This is a genomic window from Amycolatopsis sp. H20-H5 (assembly GCF_035828755.1).
GTDB lineage: Bacteria > Actinomycetota > Actinomycetes > Mycobacteriales > Pseudonocardiaceae > Amycolatopsis.
Window position 1 is genome coordinate 132,080 of sequence record NZ_JAYMZS010000008.1, and the last position, 19,134, is coordinate 151,213.

General features: G+C 69.7%; 17 protein-coding genes and 1 pseudogene. 10 read left to right on the plus strand and 8 right to left on the minus strand.

The annotated features are described in order from the left end of the window. Nucleotides 1-42: 42 nt before the first annotated feature. From QMK34_RS06840 to QMK34_RS06855, 4 genes are all read left to right on the plus strand, one after another. Nucleotides 43-636, plus strand: coding sequence for a TetR/AcrR family transcriptional regulator (locus QMK34_RS06840; RefSeq protein WP_326412677.1), 594 nt, complete (start codon nt 43-45; stop codon nt 634-636). Between the two features lie 832 nt (nt 637-1,468). Next, the gene (locus tag QMK34_RS06845) at nt 1,469-1,714 is read left to right on the plus strand and encodes a hypothetical protein (RefSeq protein ID WP_326412679.1); all 246 of its coding nucleotides are present in this window, start codon (nt 1,469-1,471) and stop codon (nt 1,712-1,714) included. A gap of 69 nt (nt 1,715-1,783) precedes the next feature. Beyond that, nucleotides 1,784-1,933, plus strand: coding sequence for a hypothetical protein (locus tag QMK34_RS06850; RefSeq protein ID WP_326412681.1), 150 nt, complete (start codon nt 1,784-1,786; stop codon nt 1,931-1,933). A 296-nt stretch (nt 1,934-2,229) separates the two neighbouring features. Beyond that, entirely contained in the window at nt 2,230-3,429 is a 1,200-nt protein-coding gene (locus QMK34_RS06855) for a cytochrome P450 (protein ID WP_326412683.1), read from the plus strand. Here the strand turns inward: QMK34_RS06855 and QMK34_RS06860 are convergent. Further along, nucleotides 3,419-4,336, minus strand: a complete 918-nt coding sequence (locus QMK34_RS06860; RefSeq protein ID WP_326412685.1) for a proline iminopeptidase-family hydrolase — start codon at nt 4,334-4,336, stop codon at nt 3,419-3,421. The two genes, QMK34_RS06855 and QMK34_RS06860, sit on opposite strands and share 11 nt — an antisense overlap. Before the next feature lie 149 nt (nt 4,337-4,485). Here QMK34_RS06860 and QMK34_RS06865 point away from each other — a divergent pair, with 149 nt between their 5' ends. The 3 genes from QMK34_RS06865 to QMK34_RS06875 all read left to right on the plus strand — a co-directional run bounded on the left by QMK34_RS06865 (nt 4,486) and on the right by QMK34_RS06875 (nt 7,274). Further along, on the plus strand, nt 4,486-5,505 hold the full coding sequence (locus tag QMK34_RS06865) for a methyltransferase (RefSeq protein WP_326412687.1): 1,020 nt from the start codon (nt 4,486-4,488) through the stop codon (nt 5,503-5,505). A 30-nt stretch (nt 5,506-5,535) separates the two neighbouring features. Then, complete coding sequence (locus tag QMK34_RS06870) at nt 5,536-6,729, plus strand: cytochrome P450 (protein ID WP_326412689.1); 1,194 nt, start codon at nt 5,536-5,538, stop codon at nt 6,727-6,729. A 98-nt stretch (nt 6,730-6,827) separates the two neighbouring features. Then, the gene (locus tag QMK34_RS06875; RefSeq protein ID WP_326412691.1) at nt 6,828-7,274 is read left to right on the plus strand and encodes an acyl-CoA thioesterase; all 447 of its coding nucleotides are present in this window, start codon (nt 6,828-6,830) and stop codon (nt 7,272-7,274) included. Nucleotides 7,275-7,661: 387 nt separating this feature from the next. On the opposite strand, the gene QMK34_RS06880 is transcribed toward QMK34_RS06875, so the two are convergent. The 3 genes from QMK34_RS06880 to QMK34_RS06890 form a co-directional block, all read right to left on the minus strand. After that, entirely contained in the window at nt 7,662-8,405 is a 744-nt protein-coding gene (locus tag QMK34_RS06880; RefSeq protein WP_326412693.1) for an SDR family NAD(P)-dependent oxidoreductase, read from the minus strand. Nucleotides 8,406-8,624: 219 nt separating this feature from the next. Further along, nucleotides 8,625-10,115, minus strand: coding sequence for a DHA2 family efflux MFS transporter permease subunit (locus QMK34_RS06885; RefSeq protein ID WP_326412695.1), 1,491 nt, complete (start codon nt 10,113-10,115; stop codon nt 8,625-8,627). 68 nt (nt 10,116-10,183) lie between these two features. Continuing rightward, nucleotides 10,184-11,266 carry a ferritin-like domain-containing protein gene (locus QMK34_RS06890; protein ID WP_326412697.1) on the minus strand — a complete coding sequence of 361 codons (1,083 nt, stop codon included), beginning with the start codon at nt 11,264-11,266 and terminating at the stop codon, nt 10,184-10,186. Nucleotides 11,267-11,796: 530 nt separating this feature from the next. Between QMK34_RS06890 and QMK34_RS06895 the strand changes: the two genes are divergently transcribed. The 3 genes and pseudogenes from QMK34_RS06895 (at nt 11,797) to QMK34_RS47720 (ending at nt 15,310) form a co-directional block, all read left to right on the plus strand. Further along, a complete protein-coding gene (locus QMK34_RS06895; protein WP_326412699.1) occupies nt 11,797-14,721 on the plus strand; it encodes a helix-turn-helix transcriptional regulator in 2,925 nt (974 codons plus the stop codon). Between the two features lie 297 nt (nt 14,722-15,018). Continuing rightward, a pseudogene (locus QMK34_RS47715) lies at nt 15,019-15,069 on the plus strand (hypothetical protein); the annotation flags it as partial. A gap of 4 nt (nt 15,070-15,073) precedes the next feature. Beyond that, entirely contained in the window at nt 15,074-15,310 is a 237-nt protein-coding gene (locus QMK34_RS47720; RefSeq protein WP_442785107.1) for a hypothetical protein, read from the plus strand. Between the two features lie 141 nt (nt 15,311-15,451). Here the strand turns inward: QMK34_RS47720 and QMK34_RS06905 are convergent, their stop codons facing one another. From QMK34_RS06905 to QMK34_RS06920, 4 genes are read right to left on the minus strand one after another with little or no spacing between them, the layout of a single operon-like run. Beyond that, nucleotides 15,452-17,041 (minus strand): acyl-CoA carboxylase subunit beta, encoded by a 1,590-nt coding sequence (locus tag QMK34_RS06905; RefSeq protein ID WP_442785106.1) that lies wholly within the window; start codon nt 17,039-17,041, stop codon nt 15,452-15,454. Between the two features lie 8 nt (nt 17,042-17,049). Then, a complete protein-coding gene (locus QMK34_RS06910; protein WP_326412701.1) occupies nt 17,050-17,667 on the minus strand; it encodes an NADPH-dependent FMN reductase in 618 nt (205 codons plus the stop codon). Nucleotides 17,668-17,674: 7 nt separating this feature from the next. Beyond that, entirely contained in the window at nt 17,675-17,875 is a 201-nt protein-coding gene (locus QMK34_RS06915) for an MbtH family protein (protein WP_326412703.1), read from the minus strand. A gap of 20 nt (nt 17,876-17,895) precedes the next feature. Beyond that, nucleotides 17,896-19,134, minus strand: coding sequence for a metal-dependent hydrolase family protein (locus tag QMK34_RS06920; protein WP_326412705.1), 1,239 nt, complete (start codon nt 19,132-19,134; stop codon nt 17,896-17,898).

Here is a 19,134-nt window from a genome sequence, read left to right on the forward strand (position 1 = left end):
ACGCACGACAGAGAACGCAACGGACCCTATGGGGGCAGTGTGGTGACCGCGGACCACCGCAAGGGGCCGCGTCGGCGCGGGGACAAGCTCAACGACGCCATCTACGCGGCCACGATCGACGAGCTCAAGGAGAACGGCTACCCGGCCCTGACGATGGACCGGGTCGCCGATCGGGCACGGACCAGTAAGGCGTCACTCTATCGCCGCTGGGCGAACAAGACCGACCTGGTGATGGACGCCTTGGTGCACAGCTTTCCCACCCCCGAGGAGCTACCCACCACAGGCACCTTGCGCGGCGACCTGGTCGCCGTGCTCCGTCACATGGCCACGATCATGGCGGGACCGCTGGGCGAGGTGGCCCGCCGCGTGCTCGCTGACTCCATCGCGGATCCGGAGATCTCCAGGCTCGCGCGGCAACGGTTCGTCGACCGCAGGCACGACCTGTTTCTCAAGATCCTGTGTCGATCGGCCGAGCGCGGCGAGGTTCGCGCGGGCGCGCTCACGCCCAGGGTCGCGAGCGTCGGGCCCTGCCTGCTGCGGGACTACTTCCTGCTCAACAGCACACCCATCCCCGACTCCGTCATCGACGAGATCGTGGACGACGTGCTCATCCCGCTGGTGGCAGCCACGACATAACGCTCAGCCGACGACAGTCACAAGACGCCAGGCCGTGATCATCGCCGCTGGGCTGTGGGCACAGCAGTCCGAGGGTCGCTCGCCGCCATGCGGTGAATCCGGCCGAACGCTGTCGCGTGTCGCTGGCCGATTTCGTTAAGAGTCGGTCAGATTATCGCCGTCGGCACGGACCTGCGGTGCAGAAGGGGTCGGGCCCACAGACAGGCTTTCGCGGTGGCGTTAGGCGGTGATGTTGCCCGCCCCGAGGGCGGGCGGGAGGTGTCAGCAGGTCGTGTAGCCACGGGGCGTACTTGTCCAACAGCGGGTGTGCAGACCGGGTGTCTGTCGAACGTCGGCCGCAGGTCCATGACGATACCGGCCAGCGCCGGGAGGTCGACGAAGGACCATGCGCCGCTCGGGCGCACACGGCAATGAGACCGTGCCGACCGTCGTGGTCGGAATCGGGCCATGGTCAATCCCTTAGCCAGGCGTCCGGAAACTGATGTCATGTCGTCCAGTTTGGCGCCCAGGGCCGCGTGACTGACGGGGACTTTCACACGGTCTTGTTCTGATGAAGGGGACTTTGCAAGGTTGAGTCGAGGGAAAGTCCCTTCGGTCGCTACCGCAAGTTTGCCGTGTGCCCTGATGGGAGCCTTCACGGCGTTTAACGCTGTCATGGTGGCCTTCAGGGGCACGCATGAAACGGTCATGTCGGTATGAAACGGGCGAATGGGTGGACTTTCCGTCCTTTGTGGAGGGTAAGCGGCTTTGAAGGACAGGTGATCGAGGCTTCGAGCTGCGGCTGCTGCGACAGTTCTCAGACGCGTTCTCAGCCACGCAGGTACTCGACGCGGTGAAGACCACGCGCCTGAGCCCCCTGGCTTACGCGATCGAACTAGCCGACGCACCCGGCACCACGCTGGTGGTCACCACCGGCCAGCCGCATCCGAGCAACTGGGTCGAAATCCTTACGGAACTGCGCCCTCATCTGAGGAAGTGCTGGAACATCCCGCCACGAGCGAATGCGGAGTTCGCCGCTCGCATTGAGGACGTGCTCGCGGTCTACGCCAGGACGCACAATCTGATTTCGGCAAGTTGAATCGGCCCCGGTTCGGCCTATCGAAAACCACGTACGTGACGGCAACACCACGTCGCCTTGACTGGCGGCATGAGCCAGACAACAGCACGACAGACCTCGGCACGGCACAGGGCGCTGTCCCCGACCCCGTGCGGATCTTCGGTCGAGTTCTTCGTCAACGGTGGCTGGCGTTCCCCGGGGTACCAGGAACGACTGCTCCAGCAGGCGATCTCGAAGTAGGGCTCGGAAAAGGAGGCCGCGCGCTGGGTGGCCACCCCCGACACGTCCGCTCCCGTGTCGGTAACGCGGTCGACATCGGGCCCACCGTTGCCAGGGCGTGGCTGGCCGAGCACGGCGCCGCGCACGGGCCGTGCCAGATCCACCGCAACGAACCCTGGCGCTACGAACTGCGCCCTGAAACCGACCCGACGCACGATCCGAGGATGCGGCGGTGACTTTCCGGCCGGCCTGAGGCAGCGGTGTTTCCACTAGACTCGGGCAGGATTTGGGCGCCTACCGCGAGGAGAGTGCATTCGATGACGACGGTCGACCGGCCGGTGTGCCCGTACCCGTTTCCGGAGGCGGCCCAGCTGGCCTTGTCGCCGGAGTACGGGAAGTTCCGTCGTTCGGGCAAGCTGGGGCGGCTCGAAATGCCCTACGGCGGCCAGGCGTGGCTGGTGACCAGTCTCGCGGACGTCAAGCTGGTGCTGGCCGACCCGAGGTTCAGCCGGGCGGCGGCGATGGACCGGGACGTCCCGCGCACGTTGCCGATGCTGGAGACGGAGCCGGGCATCCTGTCGCTGGACGCGCCCGAGCACACCCGGCTGCGCCGGACGGTGGCGAGGGCGTTCACCGTGCGCAGCGTCGAGTCGTTGCGGCCCAAGGTGCAGGCTCAGGTCGACGCCCTCGTCGACCGGCTGGTCGAGCGGGGTCCCGAGGCGGACCTGGTGGCGGACTTCTCGTTGCCGCTGGCGATCACCACGATCAGTGAGCTGCTCGGCGTGCCGGAGGAGGACCGGGCGCAGTTCCACGAGTGGTCGGACCTGGCCACGGCGATCTCGGGCACCTCGATCGAAGAGATCATGGGCGCACAGGACGCACTGGACGAGTTCCTGACCGAACTGGTCGCGCGGCGGCGGCGGGAGCCCAGTGACGACCTGCTCGGCTCGCTGGTCGCGGCCCGCGACGTCGAGGACCGGCTTTCGGAACGGGAACTGGTGCGCCTGGGCACGACCCTGCTCAGCGCGGGGCACGAGACGACGGCCAACCAGCTCAGCGGGCACGTGTTCACCCTGCTGGAGCAGTGCGCGCACTGGGACAGGCTGGTCGCGGAACCCCAGCTGGTGGCGGCCGCGGTGGAGGAACTGCTGCGGCTGACCCCGCTGGGCGTGGTCACCTTCTGCCGGATCGCCAAGGAGGACGTCGAACTCGGCGGCGTCGTGATCAAGGCGGGGGAAGCGGTCGTGGCGCAGATCGCCGCGGCCAACCGCGACGAGGCGGCGTTCGCCCGGCCCGACGAACTGGACTTCGACCGGACCGCCAACCCGCACATCGCGTTCGGGCATGGTCTGCACCACTGCCTCGGCGCGCCGCTGGCCAGGGTCGAGCTCCAGGTGGGACTCGGCACGTTGCTGCGCAGGCTGCCCCGGCTCCGCCTGGCGGTGCCCGCCGAAGAAGTGGTGTTCAAGTCGGGCAGGTTGCTGCGCGGGCCGAAGGCGTTGCCGGTCACCTGGTAGCGACGTCGTTTTTCGCCAGGAACCCGGTGACCGTCCGGTGGAAGCGGGCGGGCTCCTCCAGGTGTGCCATGTGACTCGACTCCTCGAACAGCTCCCACTCCGCGCTCGGCAGCGCTTCGCGCAGCTGCGACACCGCGGTCGGCGTCACCTCGTCGTGGCGTCCTGAAACGAGCAGGACCGGGACGTCCACCGCGGCCAGGCGGTCCGTGATGTCCCAGTCACGCAGGGATCCCGTCATGGTGAACTCGCTGGGGCCCGCCATCGCCGTGTAGACCGTCGAATCCTGGCCCATGGCGGTGAGGGTGCGCACGACTTCCGGCGGCACCGGCCTCGTCCGGCAGACGTGCTCGCGGTAGAACACCCGCACCGCCTGCTGGTACTCGTCGGACTCGACGGTGCCCGCCGCCTCGTGCCGCTCGATCGCGGCGCGCGTCTCGGCAGGCAGGGCGGCGACGAGCGCGGCCACTTCCGTCCGGAACAGCGCCGACGAGCCGTAGGCGCTGAACGCGATCACCGAGCGGAGGCCGCGGGGTCGCCGGGTCGCGTGTTCCAGCGCGAGCATCCCGCCCCAGGAGTGCCCGAGGACGTGGTAACCGTCGTCGAAACCCAGCGACTCGACCAGTGTTTCGAGTTCACGCACGAACAGCTCAGGGGTCCAGAAGGAGGCGGGGGCGTCGGGACGGCGGCCGGAGCGGCCGTTGCCGAGCTGGTCGTAGAACACGAGGGCGCGGCCAGTGCCCGCCAGCGCCGCGAGCGAAGACAGGTAGTCGTGCGTCATCCCCGGCCCGCCGTGGCACACCACCAGCGGCGCGCGGTCCGCGCCGTCACCGCCGACGACCCGGTACCACGTCTGAAAGCCTTGCCAGCTCAGGGTTCCTTCGGCGGCTAGGTGGGTTTCCGCTGGCATCGTGGCACCTTCCGGGCGGCCTGGGGGAACAGCACCATCCTGCCCAGTCCCGTTGACCGGCCGCTGACGGCGTCAGCGATCCGTCAGCGGCCCGTCAACCGGAGTCGCGACACTCAGCGTGACAGATCCGGCACCGAAGGAGAAACCCCGTGGCAACGACCCAGCCCACCGACCCCGGTGCGATGATCCGGCAGCTGCTCGGCGACGCGCTGGCGTATCTGTACCCCGCTTCGCTGCGCGTGATCATCCGGCTGGAGATTCCCGAGCTGCTGGCGGACCGGCCGCGGACCGCCGCGGAACTCGCCGAGGCGACCGGCGCGGACGCCTCGCATCTTCAGCGGATCCTGCGCTACCTGTCCTCGCGCGGGGTGTTCCAGGAGGACGAGACCGGCGCGTTCCACGCCACCGGGCTGTCCGAGCCGCTGCGTGCCGACGCGCGGCCTTCGGTGCGCCAGACCGTGCTGCTGCTGACCGACGACATCTACTGGCGCTCCACCGGGCGGCTCGAAGACATCGTGCGCACCGGGAAGACCGTGTTCGACGACCTCTTCGGCGCTCCGCTGTTCGAACTGCTGGCGGGCGACCCCGAACGCGCGGCGCTGTTCGACTCGGGCATCGCGGCGATCTCGGTACTCGAACAGGAGGCGATCGCGGCCGCCTACGAGTTCCCGGAGGGCGCCAGGGTCGTCGACGTCGGCGGTGGTCCCGGCGGCCTGCTGAACACCGTGCTGCGGCGCAACCCGACCCTGCGCGGGGTGCTGTTCGAGCAGGAATCGGTGCTGGCCAAGCACATCCTGGACGACTCGCTGAGCGATCGGTGGAGCACCGCCGCCGGCGACTTCTTCACCGCCGTTCCCGAGGGCGAGGACTTCTACGTGCTCAAGCGCGTGCTGCACGACTGGAACGACGAGGACAGCCTGAAGATCCTGCGCAGCTGCCGGGCGGCCCTGCCCGAGCACGGCCGGGTGCTGGTGGTCGACGCCGTCATCCCGCCGGGCAACGAACCGCACGCCAGCAAGCTCTACGACGTCGCGATGATGACGATCTTCGACGGCAAGGAGCGCACCGAAGAGGAGTTCACCAGGCTACTCAGCGCGGCGGACCTGAAGGTGGCCCGGATCATCCCCACCCCGGGCACGCTGTCCGTCGTCGAGGCCGTGCCCGCCTGAATCCCTTCCACCGCAAGGAGCGCACCTCGTATGTCGACCGAACCGCTCGCCTACCCGATCCTGCGCACCGATCCGAGCTCACCGCCGGTCGACGAGTACGCCCAGCTGCGCCGGGACCAGCCGGTGTGCCCGATCAACCTGGCCACCGGCGACCCGGGGTGGCTGGTGACCAGCTACGAGCACGCCCGCACGGTCCTGTCCGACCGGCGCTTCAGCCGTGAAGCGGTGTTCGCCGAGGGCGCCCCGCGCTACCAGGCCACGCTGCCCAACCCGGACAGCGTGCAGAACATGGACCCGCCGCGCCACTCCCGGGTCCGCGGGCTCGCCAACCAGGCCTTCAGCGCCCGCCGGGTGGAGCTGCTGCGGCCGCGGATCGCCGAGGTCACCGCCGAACTGCTGGACGAGATGGCCGCCGACGGCGGGCCGGTCGACCTCAACCTCGCCTTCGGCAGGCCGCTTCCGTTGCGGGTGATCTGCGAAATGCTCGGGGTGCCCTTCGCCGACCACCAGAAGTTCGTGGACTGGACCGAGCGGATCATGTCACTCGGCGAGTTCACCGGCGCGGAGATCGCCGAGGCCTTCGGCGCGATGAAGGCGTACTTCAAGGACCTCGTCGTGGCCAAGCGCGCCGACCCCGGCGACGATCTACTGAGCGTGCTCACCTCGGTGGCCGACAGCGAGGGCACGCTCACCGAGTCGGAGGTCATGCACCTGGGCACGGCCATCCTGGTCGCCGGGCACGACACCAGCGTGACGGTGATCGCCAGCGCCACCCTGACCCTGCTGAGAAACCCGGACCAGGTGGCGCTGCTGCGCCGCGAGCCGGAGCGCTGGCCCGCCGCGGTGGAGGAACTCATCCGGCTGGACAACCCCGGGGTCGTGATCAACCCGCGGATCGCCACCTGCGACATCCCGCTCGGGGACGTCGTGATCCCGAAGGGCGCCGCGGTGCTCGCGCACGTCGGCGCGGCGTCACGGGACGAGTCGGTGCTCGAAGACCCGGACACCTTCGATGTCACCAGGACGACGGGGACGCTGCTTTCCCTCGGTCACGGACCGCATTTCTGTATCGGTGCGAGCCTGGCGAAGGCCGAACTGGAAATCGGGTTGCGCGCGTTGTTCGAACGTTTTCCGGAACTGCGTCTCGCGGTCGATCCGGACCAGCTCGAATGGCGGGACAAGGCCGCGCTCGGCGGGTTCAAGCAATTCCCGGTGGCCTGGTGAACGGCTTTCCGGCAGCTCTGCGCGGGAGTGTCCCGTGGTAGGCTGACCGGCACACAATCGCTACTACTTCGGAACTTTTCCGGACCGGAAGGACTGCCGTGACTGCTGAGGCGCAGCCCGCTGTGGAATTCGGCCACGTCGAACCACTGCCGACCCATTTCGACGATCTCGACCTGATGGGGATGGTGCACAACACCCGGTACCCGATCCTGGTCGAGCGAGCGCTGACCGGTTTCTGGACGCGGCAGGGGTTCCATTTCGAAAACGGCGTCTACAGCCAGCCCGACGTTTTCCTGGTGGTCGCCGAATTCTCGATCGGCTACCTGACGCCGATCCGCGGCACCAGCACGATCGGCGTGCACCTGTGGGTGGACAAGCTCGGCGGTTCGAGCGCCACCTACGGGTTCCGGATACTCTCCGCCGACCGCTCGATCGTGCACGCCGAGGGCAAGCGCGTGCACATCCGGCTCGACCAGGAAACGCGGCGGCCGACGTCGTGGACGCCGGCCGCCCGCGCCATCCTCGAAGGCCTGCGCAAGGACTGAAGCCCTTACTACTGAGGTTTCGCACTTCTTGTGACCCGCCGGGAGAATGAGCGGCGGACCGTCCACAAGGGACACGAACACCGCAACTATGCCCGATTCATCCGCATTCGACTGATTCGGGAGGCTCTGCGGGCTGCTGAAGGTCGCCCTTGCAACGGTGAACCTGACAAGGGCGACCTTCAGGCGCCGCCACGAGGCGCGGGAGTCCGACAGGGTGGGCCACGGCCGTCCACAAGGGACACAAACGCCACATTTACGCCTGATTCATCCCCATCTGACCGCTGTGGTGATGCCGTGAAGGCCACCTTGACGGCGTTAGACGCTGTGAAGGTGGCCTTCAGGGACTTCCGGCCGGGTAGCCGCGATCATCGCTGCCAGGGCAGCGTCTTACCAGGGCAGAGTGCCGGATTCGACGAGGAGCGCCCGCTCGGGCAGTTCACCGGTCGTCGCGACCCCCACGACGACACGGGCGCCCTCCTCGACGGACTTGGTCCCCGCGAAGTTGTTCATGTCCGTGGCGATGTAGCCGGGCGAGACGGCGTGGACCGTCACCCCCGCCTCCCGCAGTGCCGCCGCGTAGACGACCGAAGCCATGTTCGCCGCGGCCTTCGCCGTGAGGTAGGGCAACAGGTCCGCGCGCTGCGGTCCCTCTTTCACCACCCGGCCGAACGTGGCCAGCGTGCTGGTCAGGTTGACCACCCGCCCGGAAGCCTTGCGCAGCATCGGCAGCATCGCCTGGGTGACAGCGAAGACGCCGACGAAGTTGGTCTCCAGCGGCGCGCGCAGATCGTCGACGGTCAGCTCGTCGAGCTCCTTGCGCTGCCCGCGGGTGATACCGGTGATCCCGGCGTTGTTCACCAGCACGTCCAGCCCGGCGAAGTTCGTTTCGACGAAGCGCGCGGCCTCGGCCACCGTCTCCTGATCGGTGACGTCGAGCCGGAGGAACCGCAGGTCCCCGGCGCCCTCGGCGACCAGCTCCCGCACCGCCGCGCCGCCGCGCTCGGCGTCCCGCGCGGTGGCGATCACGGTGAACCCGGCCACCGCCAGCTGCCGGGCCACCTCACGGCCGATCCCCTTGTTGGCCCCGGTCACCAGTGCCACCCGGCGCCGCTCCCCCGTGCTGTCGCTCATTCGTCCCTATCCCTTTCCGTGAAGAACACCGGCACGGCGGGTCCGGGGAGCCTGATCCCCCGACCCGCCGTGCCGGCGGGTTGTCACCGTGGAGCCCAAGACACTAGTGTCGCGTGATCCTGCTCGTCTTACGTTTGCCGGGGCCCAGGCGGCGCCTCGCGGCACCGATGCATCCACCTGGATCCCCAGCAAATCGTCAGGAAGCAGAATCACACGACACTAGTCCGCCGCGGGTTCCCGTTCTTCCGTGCGCGCCGCCGCGGGCGCGGCCACCGATGCGGCCGGTGCGGCCGGTGCGGCCGGGGCGGGCGGGGCGGGCGGCGGGGTGAACCGCAGCCAGACGAACGCCACCACGAGCGCCGCCAGTACCAGGCCGGTGCAGACGGTGTAGACCGAGGTGTATGCCGCGAGGCTGATCCTCCCGTCGGGAGCGGCCTGCAGTTGCAGCATCACGGCGAGGATCGCCACGCCGAGCGCGCCGCCGAACTGCCGTGCGGTGGTGTTGAGCCCGCTGGCACTGGCGAACTTGAGCGGCGGCGCGGACATCGCCGCCGCCGCGGAGGTGCCGTAGGTCGCCGCGCCCATCCCGATGCCGACCAGGAAACCACCGGGCAGCCACAGCGAGACGAAGGCGGGGTACTCGGTGGTGCCGAACATGAACCAGACCCCGCAGGCCAGGAACGCGACCAGGCCGAACAGCGTCGCGAAGCGCGGGCCGCCGAACTTCGCCGCGATCTTGCCCATGGCCAACGCCGCGATCGAGGCCGCGATCGCGCCCGGCGACATCGCGAGACCGGCCTGCAGCTCCGAATACCGCCAGGTGTCGGTGATGTAGAGGACGCCGACGAGCAGCCACGGATACTGCGCCATGCCGTAGAACAGCGAAACGACGTTGGCCGCCATGAAGGTCCGGTTGCCCCACAACGTGGTGTCCAGCGCGGGCACCGGGTGGCTGCGCGAGCGCACCACCACCCCCACCAGCACCAGCAGGCCGAGGGCGAGCGCGGCGATCGTCTTGACGTCGCCCCAGCCCCAGCTGCCGCCCTCGGTGACCCCGAGGGTCAGCGCGCCGATCCCGGCGGCGAGCAGGACGGTGCCGATCGGATCGGGGATCTTGCCGCGCTCCGGGCGGGGCTGGCGCTCCAGCAACCGCAGCGCGGAGAAGATGAGCAGGGCGCCGAAGGGCAGGTTGATCAGGAACACCGACCGCCAGCCGAACAGGTCGACCAGCACGCCGCCGATGCTCGGGCCGACCGCCGCGGCCAGCGCGGAAGCCGCGCTCCACAGCCCGATCGAACTCGCCCGCTTGTCCGCGGGGCCGTCGAGCAGCAGGATCGCCAGCGAGGCCGGGATCATCGCCGCCGCGCCCGCGCCCTGGATCATCCGGGCGATCACCAGTATCGGCAGGCTCGGCGCCAGGGCGCAGAGCAGCGACGCCAGCGTGAACAGCCCGATGCCGAGGACGAACAGGCGCCGCCGCCCGAGCACGTCGGCGAGCCGCCCGGCGGGCGCGAGCAGTGCCGCGAAGAACACGGCGTATCCGCTGACCACCCAGGACAGTCCCACGACGCTGGCCGAGAAGAAGTCCCGGTGCAGGTCGGGGATCGCCAGGTTGGTCACGGTGGAGTCGAGCATCGAGAGGAAAGTGCCCCCCGCTGCGGTGACGGTGACCGCGCGGTATCCCCGCGCGGTGCGTGCTGGCTCAGTCATCGTCGTTCCTGACCACTGGTTCTTGTCACTTTCTCGAGAAATCGATCCGTGGAGACCCGCGGTGCCGGTCAGTCTTCGTCGGCACCCAGCTTGATCGCCTTCTCGACCTGCTCGATGCGAGCGCGGTCGAGGTCGCCGGCGATCTTTTCGTCGTGCTCCATCATCGACTGGACGTCGTATTCCTCGTAGCCGATGATGCCCATCTCCCCGAAGGCGTGCTTCATCTTGCTGCCGAACAGCCCGATGTCGTTGAGGGTCGGCACGATCCGGGAGAACAGGTGACTGCGGAATGAGCGGAAGTGCTCGGAGTTGCGCATGAACTCGACGCATTCGTCCGCGTCGATGTCCAGGTTGCGCCAGACCTCCTCGCCGACGAACCGCTCCTGCATCAGGTGGCAGGCCTCGATGCAGAACTCTTCGCGCTCGTCCCGTTCGGCCTGGGTCAGCTGCGGGTAGTACTCGCGCAGTGCGAGCCTGCCGAAGGCGACGTGCCGGGCCTCGTCCTGCATGACGTAGGTGTTGAGCGCCTGCGCGAGCGGCTCGGACGCGTTGTCGCGGATCAGGCCGAAGGCGGCCAGCGCCAGTCCCTCGATCAGCACCTGCATGCCGAGGTAGGTCATGTCCCAGCGCGAGTCGGAGATGACGTCGTTGAGCAGCGCCTTGAGGCCGGGGTTGATCGGGTAGGCCATCTTCAGCTTCTCGTGCAGGTAGCGGGAATAGACCTCGACGTGGCGGGCCTCGTCCATCACCTGCGTGGCGGCGTAGAACTTCGCGTCGATCCCCGGCACCGTCTGCACGATCTTCGCCGAGCAGATCAGCGCGCCCTGCTCGCCGTGGAGGAACTGGGAGAACTGCCAGGACGCGAGGTGGTGGCGCACCATGCCGCGGTCCTTCTGCCCGAGGGAGTCCCACACCCGCGACCCGTAGATGGCGATGGTCTGCTCCGGGACGCCCATCGGGTTGTTGGTGTCGACCTCGATGGACCAGTCGAGACGGTCGGACGCGTCCCACTGCTTCTGCTTGCCCTTCTCGTACAGGCTCAGGAGACGGTCGCTGCCTTCGTCGTAGTTCCAGTCGAACACGGTGGTGCCGTCCCCTGGCACCTCCCAGCGAGTCTGCTCGATCGGCAGCGCGTAGACACGGGTGCTCACTAACGCCCTCCAGGAAATTCGTGGCGGCTCCCCCGCGCCGGCCTCGCCACACCCCGGTTCGGGACGTTCGGGCCGCACAGACGAGGAGAGTCTCAATGTCCAGTCTGTGGGCAGGTGGCCCGGCGAAGCAGTGGGGATATCCCTGGGGCGGCACCGCGCCTGCCCATCCCCCATTCGGGCGAACACGTCCCCACTGCTGGATCACAGGCTCATCACAGCCACCAAGAGGCACTACGAGGCACCCTGGTGTTTCACTGTCGGACACCCCGCCCGTTCGCTTTTCTCAGCAAGCACCTCCTGTCGAACAATGAGTCGACTAGACTGGTTTTGGAGGGGATAAGTACGCCCGATCGGGGAAACACACCCATCCGGGCGCTTGACTGCGGTGACAGCCGCGTGCGCTATCGAACCACTGACGATCGCAAGGATAAGGCCGACGCTCCAGCAGCGAGGCCGCTGTCCGGCCACACAGGGGGAACCGCGTGACCACAGTAGATCGGTTCGACGTGTCCATGCTTGAGCAATCAACCATGAACCAGGTCGGAAACCAGGTCGGAACGAACGGGACGAATTGGACAGCGCGGCCGCTGGGACGCCAACTCGAGCTGACTTCCTTCACCCAGACGCTCGACGATTTCACCCTCGGCCTCCCGACCGTCCGGGTCATCGAGGTCACCGGAGACGCGGGTATGGGGAAAACGACCCTGCTGCGCGAAATGGTCGGCATGGCGCGCGCCCGTGAGGCCGTGGTGCTCGCCGGCAGCCCGCAGCGGCGGCGGCCCCACGGTGTCTGGGCGGACGCGTTCGACGACCAGTACGAGCTGGTGCGGCGCACGGTCGAGCGCAGCTCCCCCTTCAGCCACGCCGAGCTGGCGCGCGCCTTTCCCGCGCTGGCCGCCGATCCGGCGCCGATGACCAGGCCCGGCCCGCCGGAACCGCCGTCGAGGACGCTGGATCCCCGGCCGGTCCGCGAGCTGCTGGAGGAGCTCGCGGACCCGAGGCTGGTGCTCGTGCTGGACGACCTGCACGCCGCCGACCCGGCGTCGCTGGAACTGCTCGGCGGCCTGCTGCGCCGTCCGCCGAACCGGGCGGTGCTGTTCGTGCTGGGCTTCCGTGACCGCCAAGCCGGGATCGCGTTGCGGGAGGCCGTTTCCGACCGGTCCCAGCACGTCGCCTGGCACCGGATGCGCCTGGCGCCGCTGACCGAGCGCGACACCGGCGAACTGCTGGCCGGACAAGGCACCGCGAGCTGGCGCCGCAAACTGCACCACGACAGCGGCGGCAATCCCGCGTATCTCAAGGCACTCGCCGCCGAACGCATGCCCTTCCCCGGCGGCAGCGCGCTCCCCGGCCCGGCCGGGCACGAACAGACCGGGGAGAACGCGATCTTCCTGCGCGAGCTGGACGACCTGCCGCCGGTGACCAGGACGGTGGCCGAGGCGGCCGCGGTGATCGGCACCGAGTTCGACCCCGGGCTGGTGGCCAGGGTGCTCGACATGTCCGAACCCGCGGTGCTGACCGCGATCGGCGAGCTGATCCGCCACGACCTGCTCCGCGAGGTCGTGTCCGGGCAGTACTTCACGTTCCGCCACCCGGTGGTGGCCAGGACGATCCGCGCCGGCACCGAGCTGAGCCGCCGGATCGAGATGCACGTCAACATCGACGGGGTGCTGCAGGACAGGGGCGCCGCCCCGGTCGAGCGGGCGCCCCACGTCGAACGCTGGGCCCGCTACGGCGACCTCGAGGCGGCGGACGTCCTCGAGGCGGCCGCGACCACGGTGAGCGCCTCCGATCCCGCGACCGCGGCGCCCTGGCTGGCCACCGCGCTGCGCGTGCTGCCGGGCGGCCCGGCCAGCGACGCCCGCCGGGCCCGCCTGCTCATCCGGCTCGCCAAGGCCCGCGGCGCACTGGGCTACCTGCGCGAATGCCGCGACACGATGCACGAAGCGCTGCGGATCCTGCCCACCGAGCCGAAGGCCGAGCACGCGAACGCGGTCGCGTTCACCGCGCTGGTCCAGCGGCTGCTGGGCGCGCACGCGGAGACCGAGGCGATGCTGCGGGCGGAGATCGAGGTGCTGGGCAAGCCGGAGTCGATGGCGTGCGCCCGGCTGACCTACGAGTTCGCCTGCTGCCAGCTGAGCAGCGGCGACTCCGCGTCCTGCCGGGAGGCGGCGGCGCGCGCGCTCGCCGTGGCGAAGCAGCACGACCAGATCCCGCTGCAGGTGGCCTGCCTCGGGCTGCTCGCCATGGCCGAGGTGACCTCCGGCGAGATCGGCGCGGCGGCCGACCACACCCGCGGGGCCGTGCTGCTGCTGGACGCCATGCTGGACAACGACTTCGCGCACAGCCTCGACGCCGTCGTCTGGATCGGCTGGAGCGAGGTGCTGCTGGAACGCTGGGACGAAGCGCTGCGGCACTTCGAGAAGGCGGTCGAGGTGGCCACCCGCACCCAGCGCTGGCTGGTGCTGCCGCACCTGCTGGTCGGCGTGGTGTTCGCCCAGCGCAACCGGGGCAGGCTGGCCGAGGCGCGGGCCGCGGCCGAGCACGCGGTGCACCTGGCCGAGAAGTCCCGCAGTCCCGAGCAGACGACCAGCGCGTACTCGACGCTGTCCTGGATCGACGCCACCCTCGGCGATCTCGACCGGGCGCTGGAGAGCGGGCTGATCGCCACCGACCAGAACCGGGAGTCGGCGAGCGGCTGGTGCGAGACGCTGGCGATGCGCATGCTCGCCGACGTCCGCCTGATGAGCCGGGACTACGAGGAGGCCATGGCGCTGGTGTCCGCCGCGGGCGGGCCGGACCTCGCCGACGCGGACGTCTGCTCGCGGGTGGCCTGGTACGAGCTGCTCACCCGGGCCGAGCTGATGGCCGGGCGGCCGGAAGCCGCGGCCAAGTGGGCGCAGTCCGCGGAGGCGGTGGCCACGGCGCTCAGACAGCCGGGACGACGCGCACTGGCCAGGCTGGCGTGCGCACAGGTGGCGCTCGCCACCAACTCCGATTCGGCCTTGCAGTCGGCCAGGGAAGCGGTGTGGGGACTGGAAAAGGCCGGTATGACGCTGGACGCGTTGCGGGCCAGGACGGTGCTGGGCACGGCGCTGTGGCACGACGGCTCCCACGACGAGGGCGTACGCGAGCTCAAGAGCGTCGAGCTGGCGTCCTCCCGGCTCGGCGCGTTGACCTTGAGCAGGCAGGCCAGGACCGAGCGGCGCAGGCTGGCCGCGAAGTCGTCGAACCTGCGAGGCCGCGCCGAAGGCAGGGCGTGGGGGCTCACCGGCCGCGAAAAGGAGGTCTCGGACCTGGTCGGCGAGGGCATGACCAACCGGCTCATCGCCCGCCGGCTGCACATCGCCGAAAAGACCGTGGAGATGCACCTGTCGAACATCTTCGCCAAGATCGGCGTGTCCAGCCGCGCCGGGGTCGCCAGCTACGTGACCCGCAACGAAACCGACGGCTGACACCGCGCAGCGAGTCCCACACCCAGGGGCACGAGTCCCACATTCACCGCTGCGAGTTCCACGTTCACGACACGAAGAGGGCGTCGCGGCGACCTCCAAGCCGATCGGTCTCTACGGCCTGCTCGATCGTCTTCTCGAACACGGAAGACGGCGTCCGGCCGTGGTTTCTTCGCCGCCATTCCCAAACCCGCACCCGAGGGCCCGGATTCCGCGCACGTCTCGAAGAACGGGTGATCGGACTGGGCGCGCAGGTCCGGCGCGGTTGTCCGGTCACCGGTTTCGAGCAGGACGACGAGGGTGACCGTCGAGCTGTCCGACGGGGAACGGCTGCGGTCGCGGTACCTCGTCGGCGGTGACGGCGCGCGCGGCACGGTGCGCAAAACTGCTCGGCTTCGGCTTCCCCGGCGAGCCCTCACGGAACGACACGCTCAGGGGCGAGCCGCCGGAGGAGATCGCCGCCGCGGGAGTCAGCGACCGCGCGGAACCGCCCACCATCGAGGTTTCCGGCGGCGGTCGCGCGCCGTCGCCGGAACCGATTTCGGCGCGGGCCCCGACCTGCTCGGCCGCCGCCTGCGCGACCTCGACGTGAAAACGACGTGAAAAACGACGTGAAAATAGACCTGAAACAGGGCCACCTCTACCGAACGGCCGTCCCGCTACGCCCGACTGCCATCGGCGAGCACCAGCGGGACCTGGACGACCACCTCGCCCGCTGGTTCCCCCGCGCCCGTCACAACGGGATGTTGCTGTGCTTCTTGGGCGGCGTCTGCACCCGCTTGGTCCGTAGCGAGCGCAGTGCCTTCGCCACCGCGCTCCGGGTTTCGGCCGGCACGATGATGTCGTCGATGCAGCCGCGTTCGGCCGCGATGTACGGGCTGGTCAGGGTTTCCTCGTAGCTGGCGGTGAGCGAGGCCCGGAGCTTTTCCGGCTCGGCGGCGGAGACCAGGTCGCGGTGGAACAGCATCTCGACCCCGCCGCGCGCGCCCATCACCCCGATCTGCGCGACCGGCCAGGCGAAACACAGGTCCGCGCCGAGCTCCTTCGAGCCCATCACCGCGTACCCGCCACCGAAGGCCTTGCGGGTGATCACCGTGACCTTCGGGACCGTCGCCTCGATGTAGGCGAAGCCCAGTTTCGCGCCGCGGCGGATGATCCCGGCGTGTTCCTGGACCGTGCCCGGCATGAAGCCGGGGACGTCGACCATGGTCAGGATCGGGATCCCGAACGCGTCGCAGAACCGCACGAACCGCGCCGCCTTCTCGGCCGCGTCGATGTCGAGCGCGCCCGCCAGGTGCAGCGGCTGGTTGGCCACGACCCCGACGGTGGCGCCCTCGATCCTCGCGAACCCGCAGAGGATGTTGGGCGCGAACGCGGCGTGCACCTCCAGCAGGTCGCCGTCGTCGACGACCCGTTCGAGGACGTCGCGCATGTCGTAGCCGTGCTCGGGCACGTCCGGGATCATCGTGTCCAGCTCGGTCGCCGGGTCCGGCGGTTCCACCGGCGGGTACGCGGGCGGGCTCTCGAGATTGTTGCCCGGCAGGTAGGAGAGCAGGTCCTTGACGTAGTTCAGCGCGTCCGTCTCGTCGGACGCGAGATAGTGCGCGTTGCCGGTCACGCTGGTGTGCACCCGGCCGCCGCCGAGCTCCTCGAGCCCGATCACCTCGCCGGTCACCGCGCGGATCACGTCCGGTCCGGTGACGAACATGTGCGAGGTCTTGTCCACCATCACCACGAAGTCCGTGGCGGCCGGGGTGTACACCGCGCCGCCCGCGCACACGCCCATGATCACCGAGATCTGCGGGATCACCCCGGACGCGGTGACCACCCGGCGGGCCACCTGGCCGTAGGCCGAAAGCGCGAGCACGCCCTCCTGCAGCCGCGCGCCGCTGGAGTCGCAGATGCCGATCACCGGGGTCCCGGCGGCCATCGCGAGGTCGAGGACCTTGCCGACCTTGACCCCGAACACCTCCCCCACACTGCCGGTGAAGGAGGTGACGTCCTGCGCGTAGACGTGCACGGGGCGCCCGTCCACGGTGCCGTAGCCGGTGACCACGCCGTCGCCGACCGGGTGTTTCGCGTCCACGCCGAAGTTCGTCGAGCGGTGCCGGGCGAACGCGTCGATCTCCACGAACGAATCCGTGTCCAGCAACAGCTCAATGCGTTCCCTGGCGGTGAACTTGCCCAGCACGTGCTGGCGCTTCGCCGCGCGCGCCGACCCTGGCTGGCGGGCGAGCTCGCGGCGGCGCCGGAACTCCGCCAGCAGTTCCGCCGTACCCGGCCGGGCCCGCGGCTCACTGTCCACTTGAGCCGCCTGAGTCACCTGAGCCGTCACCGGGGCGCCCCCGCGGTGACCCGCGAAGACGCGGCCCGCACCGCGAACTCCGCGACCTGCCAGCCGATCGTGCACAACTGGACCTCGCACCGCTCGCGGGCGGCCTGGCCGCCGTCACCCGGCACGGGCTCGGCCGTGTTGATCGTGATGCCCAGCGGCGTCGGCCAGCCGCGCAGGGCGTGCACCACCGAGCGCAACGCGGTGAGCGTGCTCCCCCCGGTCTGCCAGCCCGCGGCGGTGACGATGCTGCCGACGGCCCGCCCGTCCAGATACGGCCGGGTCCGGTCGGCCAGGTGTTCCAGGTGGTCCAGCCCGTTCTTGACCAGCGCGGAGACCCCGCCGTGGTAGCTCGGGCTGGCCAGCAGCACGCCGTTGGCCTGGCCGACGGCGTCGACCAGCTCGGCCACCGCCGCGCCCTGGACTCCGCGACCGGGCACGAACATCGGCAGCCCGGCGAGGAACTGCCCGCCGAACAGGCGGACCTCGGTCCCCGCCGTCTCGGCGGCGCTCAGCGCGGCCTTCAGTGCCCGTTCCGTGGCCGAGCCGGGACGGCCGGTGCCGCCGATGCCCACCACGAGCGGCCGCGGCGGGGTGGTGCCAGGCAGGTTCTCCATGCCGCGTTCACCCACCATCGCGCAGGCTACGCGGACGCATGTCGGTCCACACGGCCTCGACGTGGTCGAGGCAGGACTGCCGGTCGCCGGTGTGCCCGGCGTCAGTCCAGCCGGGGGGCACCGGCAGCGTGGCGTCCCAGATCGAGTACTGCTCCTCGGCGTTGACCACCACGCGGTAGTCGGCGCGGTCGGCGGTTTCGGCAGCCATGACGGCGTTCCCTCCTGTGCTCATTTGCGGGTGTCCTTGACGATCCGGCCGTTCTTGACCACCAGCACCACCCGCTCCGGCTGATCGAAGAGTTCGGGATTGGCGAGCGGGTCGAAGTCGACGGCGACCAGGTCCGCGAGCTTCCCGGTCTCGACGGAGCCGATCTTGTCGGCCACCCGCATGATCGAGGCGTTGACCGAGGTGGCCGACACGATGGCCTCCATCGCGCCGAGGATCTCGGCCTTCAGCGCGATCTCCAGCCCGCGCCGGTTCTGTTTCGGCCCGATCAGGTCGGAGCCGGAGCCGACCGGCACACCCGCGGCGCGGGCGGCCAGCAGGCCGTCGGTCATGCCGCGCATCGTGTCGCCGACCCGCTCGCGGATCTGCGGGGGCAGGCCGTGCTGTTCGAAGTCCTCGGTGAGCACCTTGGCGATCGCCAGCGTCGGCACCAGCGCGGCCCCGCCGGCCGCCATCAGCGCCGCGGTCTCCTCGTCGATGCCGGTGCCGTGCTCGACGCACTCCACCCCGGCCTTGACCGCGTTGTGGATACCGGCGATGTTGTGCGCGTGCACCGTCACGTAGGTGTGGCGCGCCTTGGCCTCCTCGACCGCGACGGCGATCTCCTCGATGCTGAACTGGGTGTCGTCGAGGGTGTCCGCGATCGAGACGACGCCGCCGGTGACCGCCATCTTGAGGAAGCTCGCGCCCTGGCGGAAGCATTCGCGGGCGGCCTTGCGGACCTCGTCGCGTCCGTCGGAGATCCGGCCGACGGCGGTCAGCCCGCGCACCCGGAAGGCGAACGACTCGTCCGGGGCCTGGAACGGCGAGCCGAGGTGCCCGTGCCCGCCGCACTGCACCAGCGGCGAGGCCGAGGACCAGATCCGCGGGCCGGGCACCAGGCCGCGGCCCACCGTGCGCAGCACGCCGTGGTCGATGCCGCCGCAGTCGCGCACCGCGGTGAACCCGGCGTCGATCGTCTCGCGCAGGGTGCGGAAGATGTCCGCGGCCCGTTCGGCCACCGACAGCTCGTTGTTGAGCACCGCGCGCATCTCACTGGAATGTCCGATGTGGACATGCGCGTCGATCAGGCCGGGCAGCAGGGTGAGCCCGCTCAGGTCGACCAGGTCGGCGTCGGCCGGCGCCGTGGCGGTCCGGCCGACACCGGCGATCCGGTCGCCGGAGACCGCCACGGTGGCGCCGGGGACCGGATCGCCGCCCAGCCCGTCGATCAGCGTGGCACCGGTCAGCAGCAACGACAT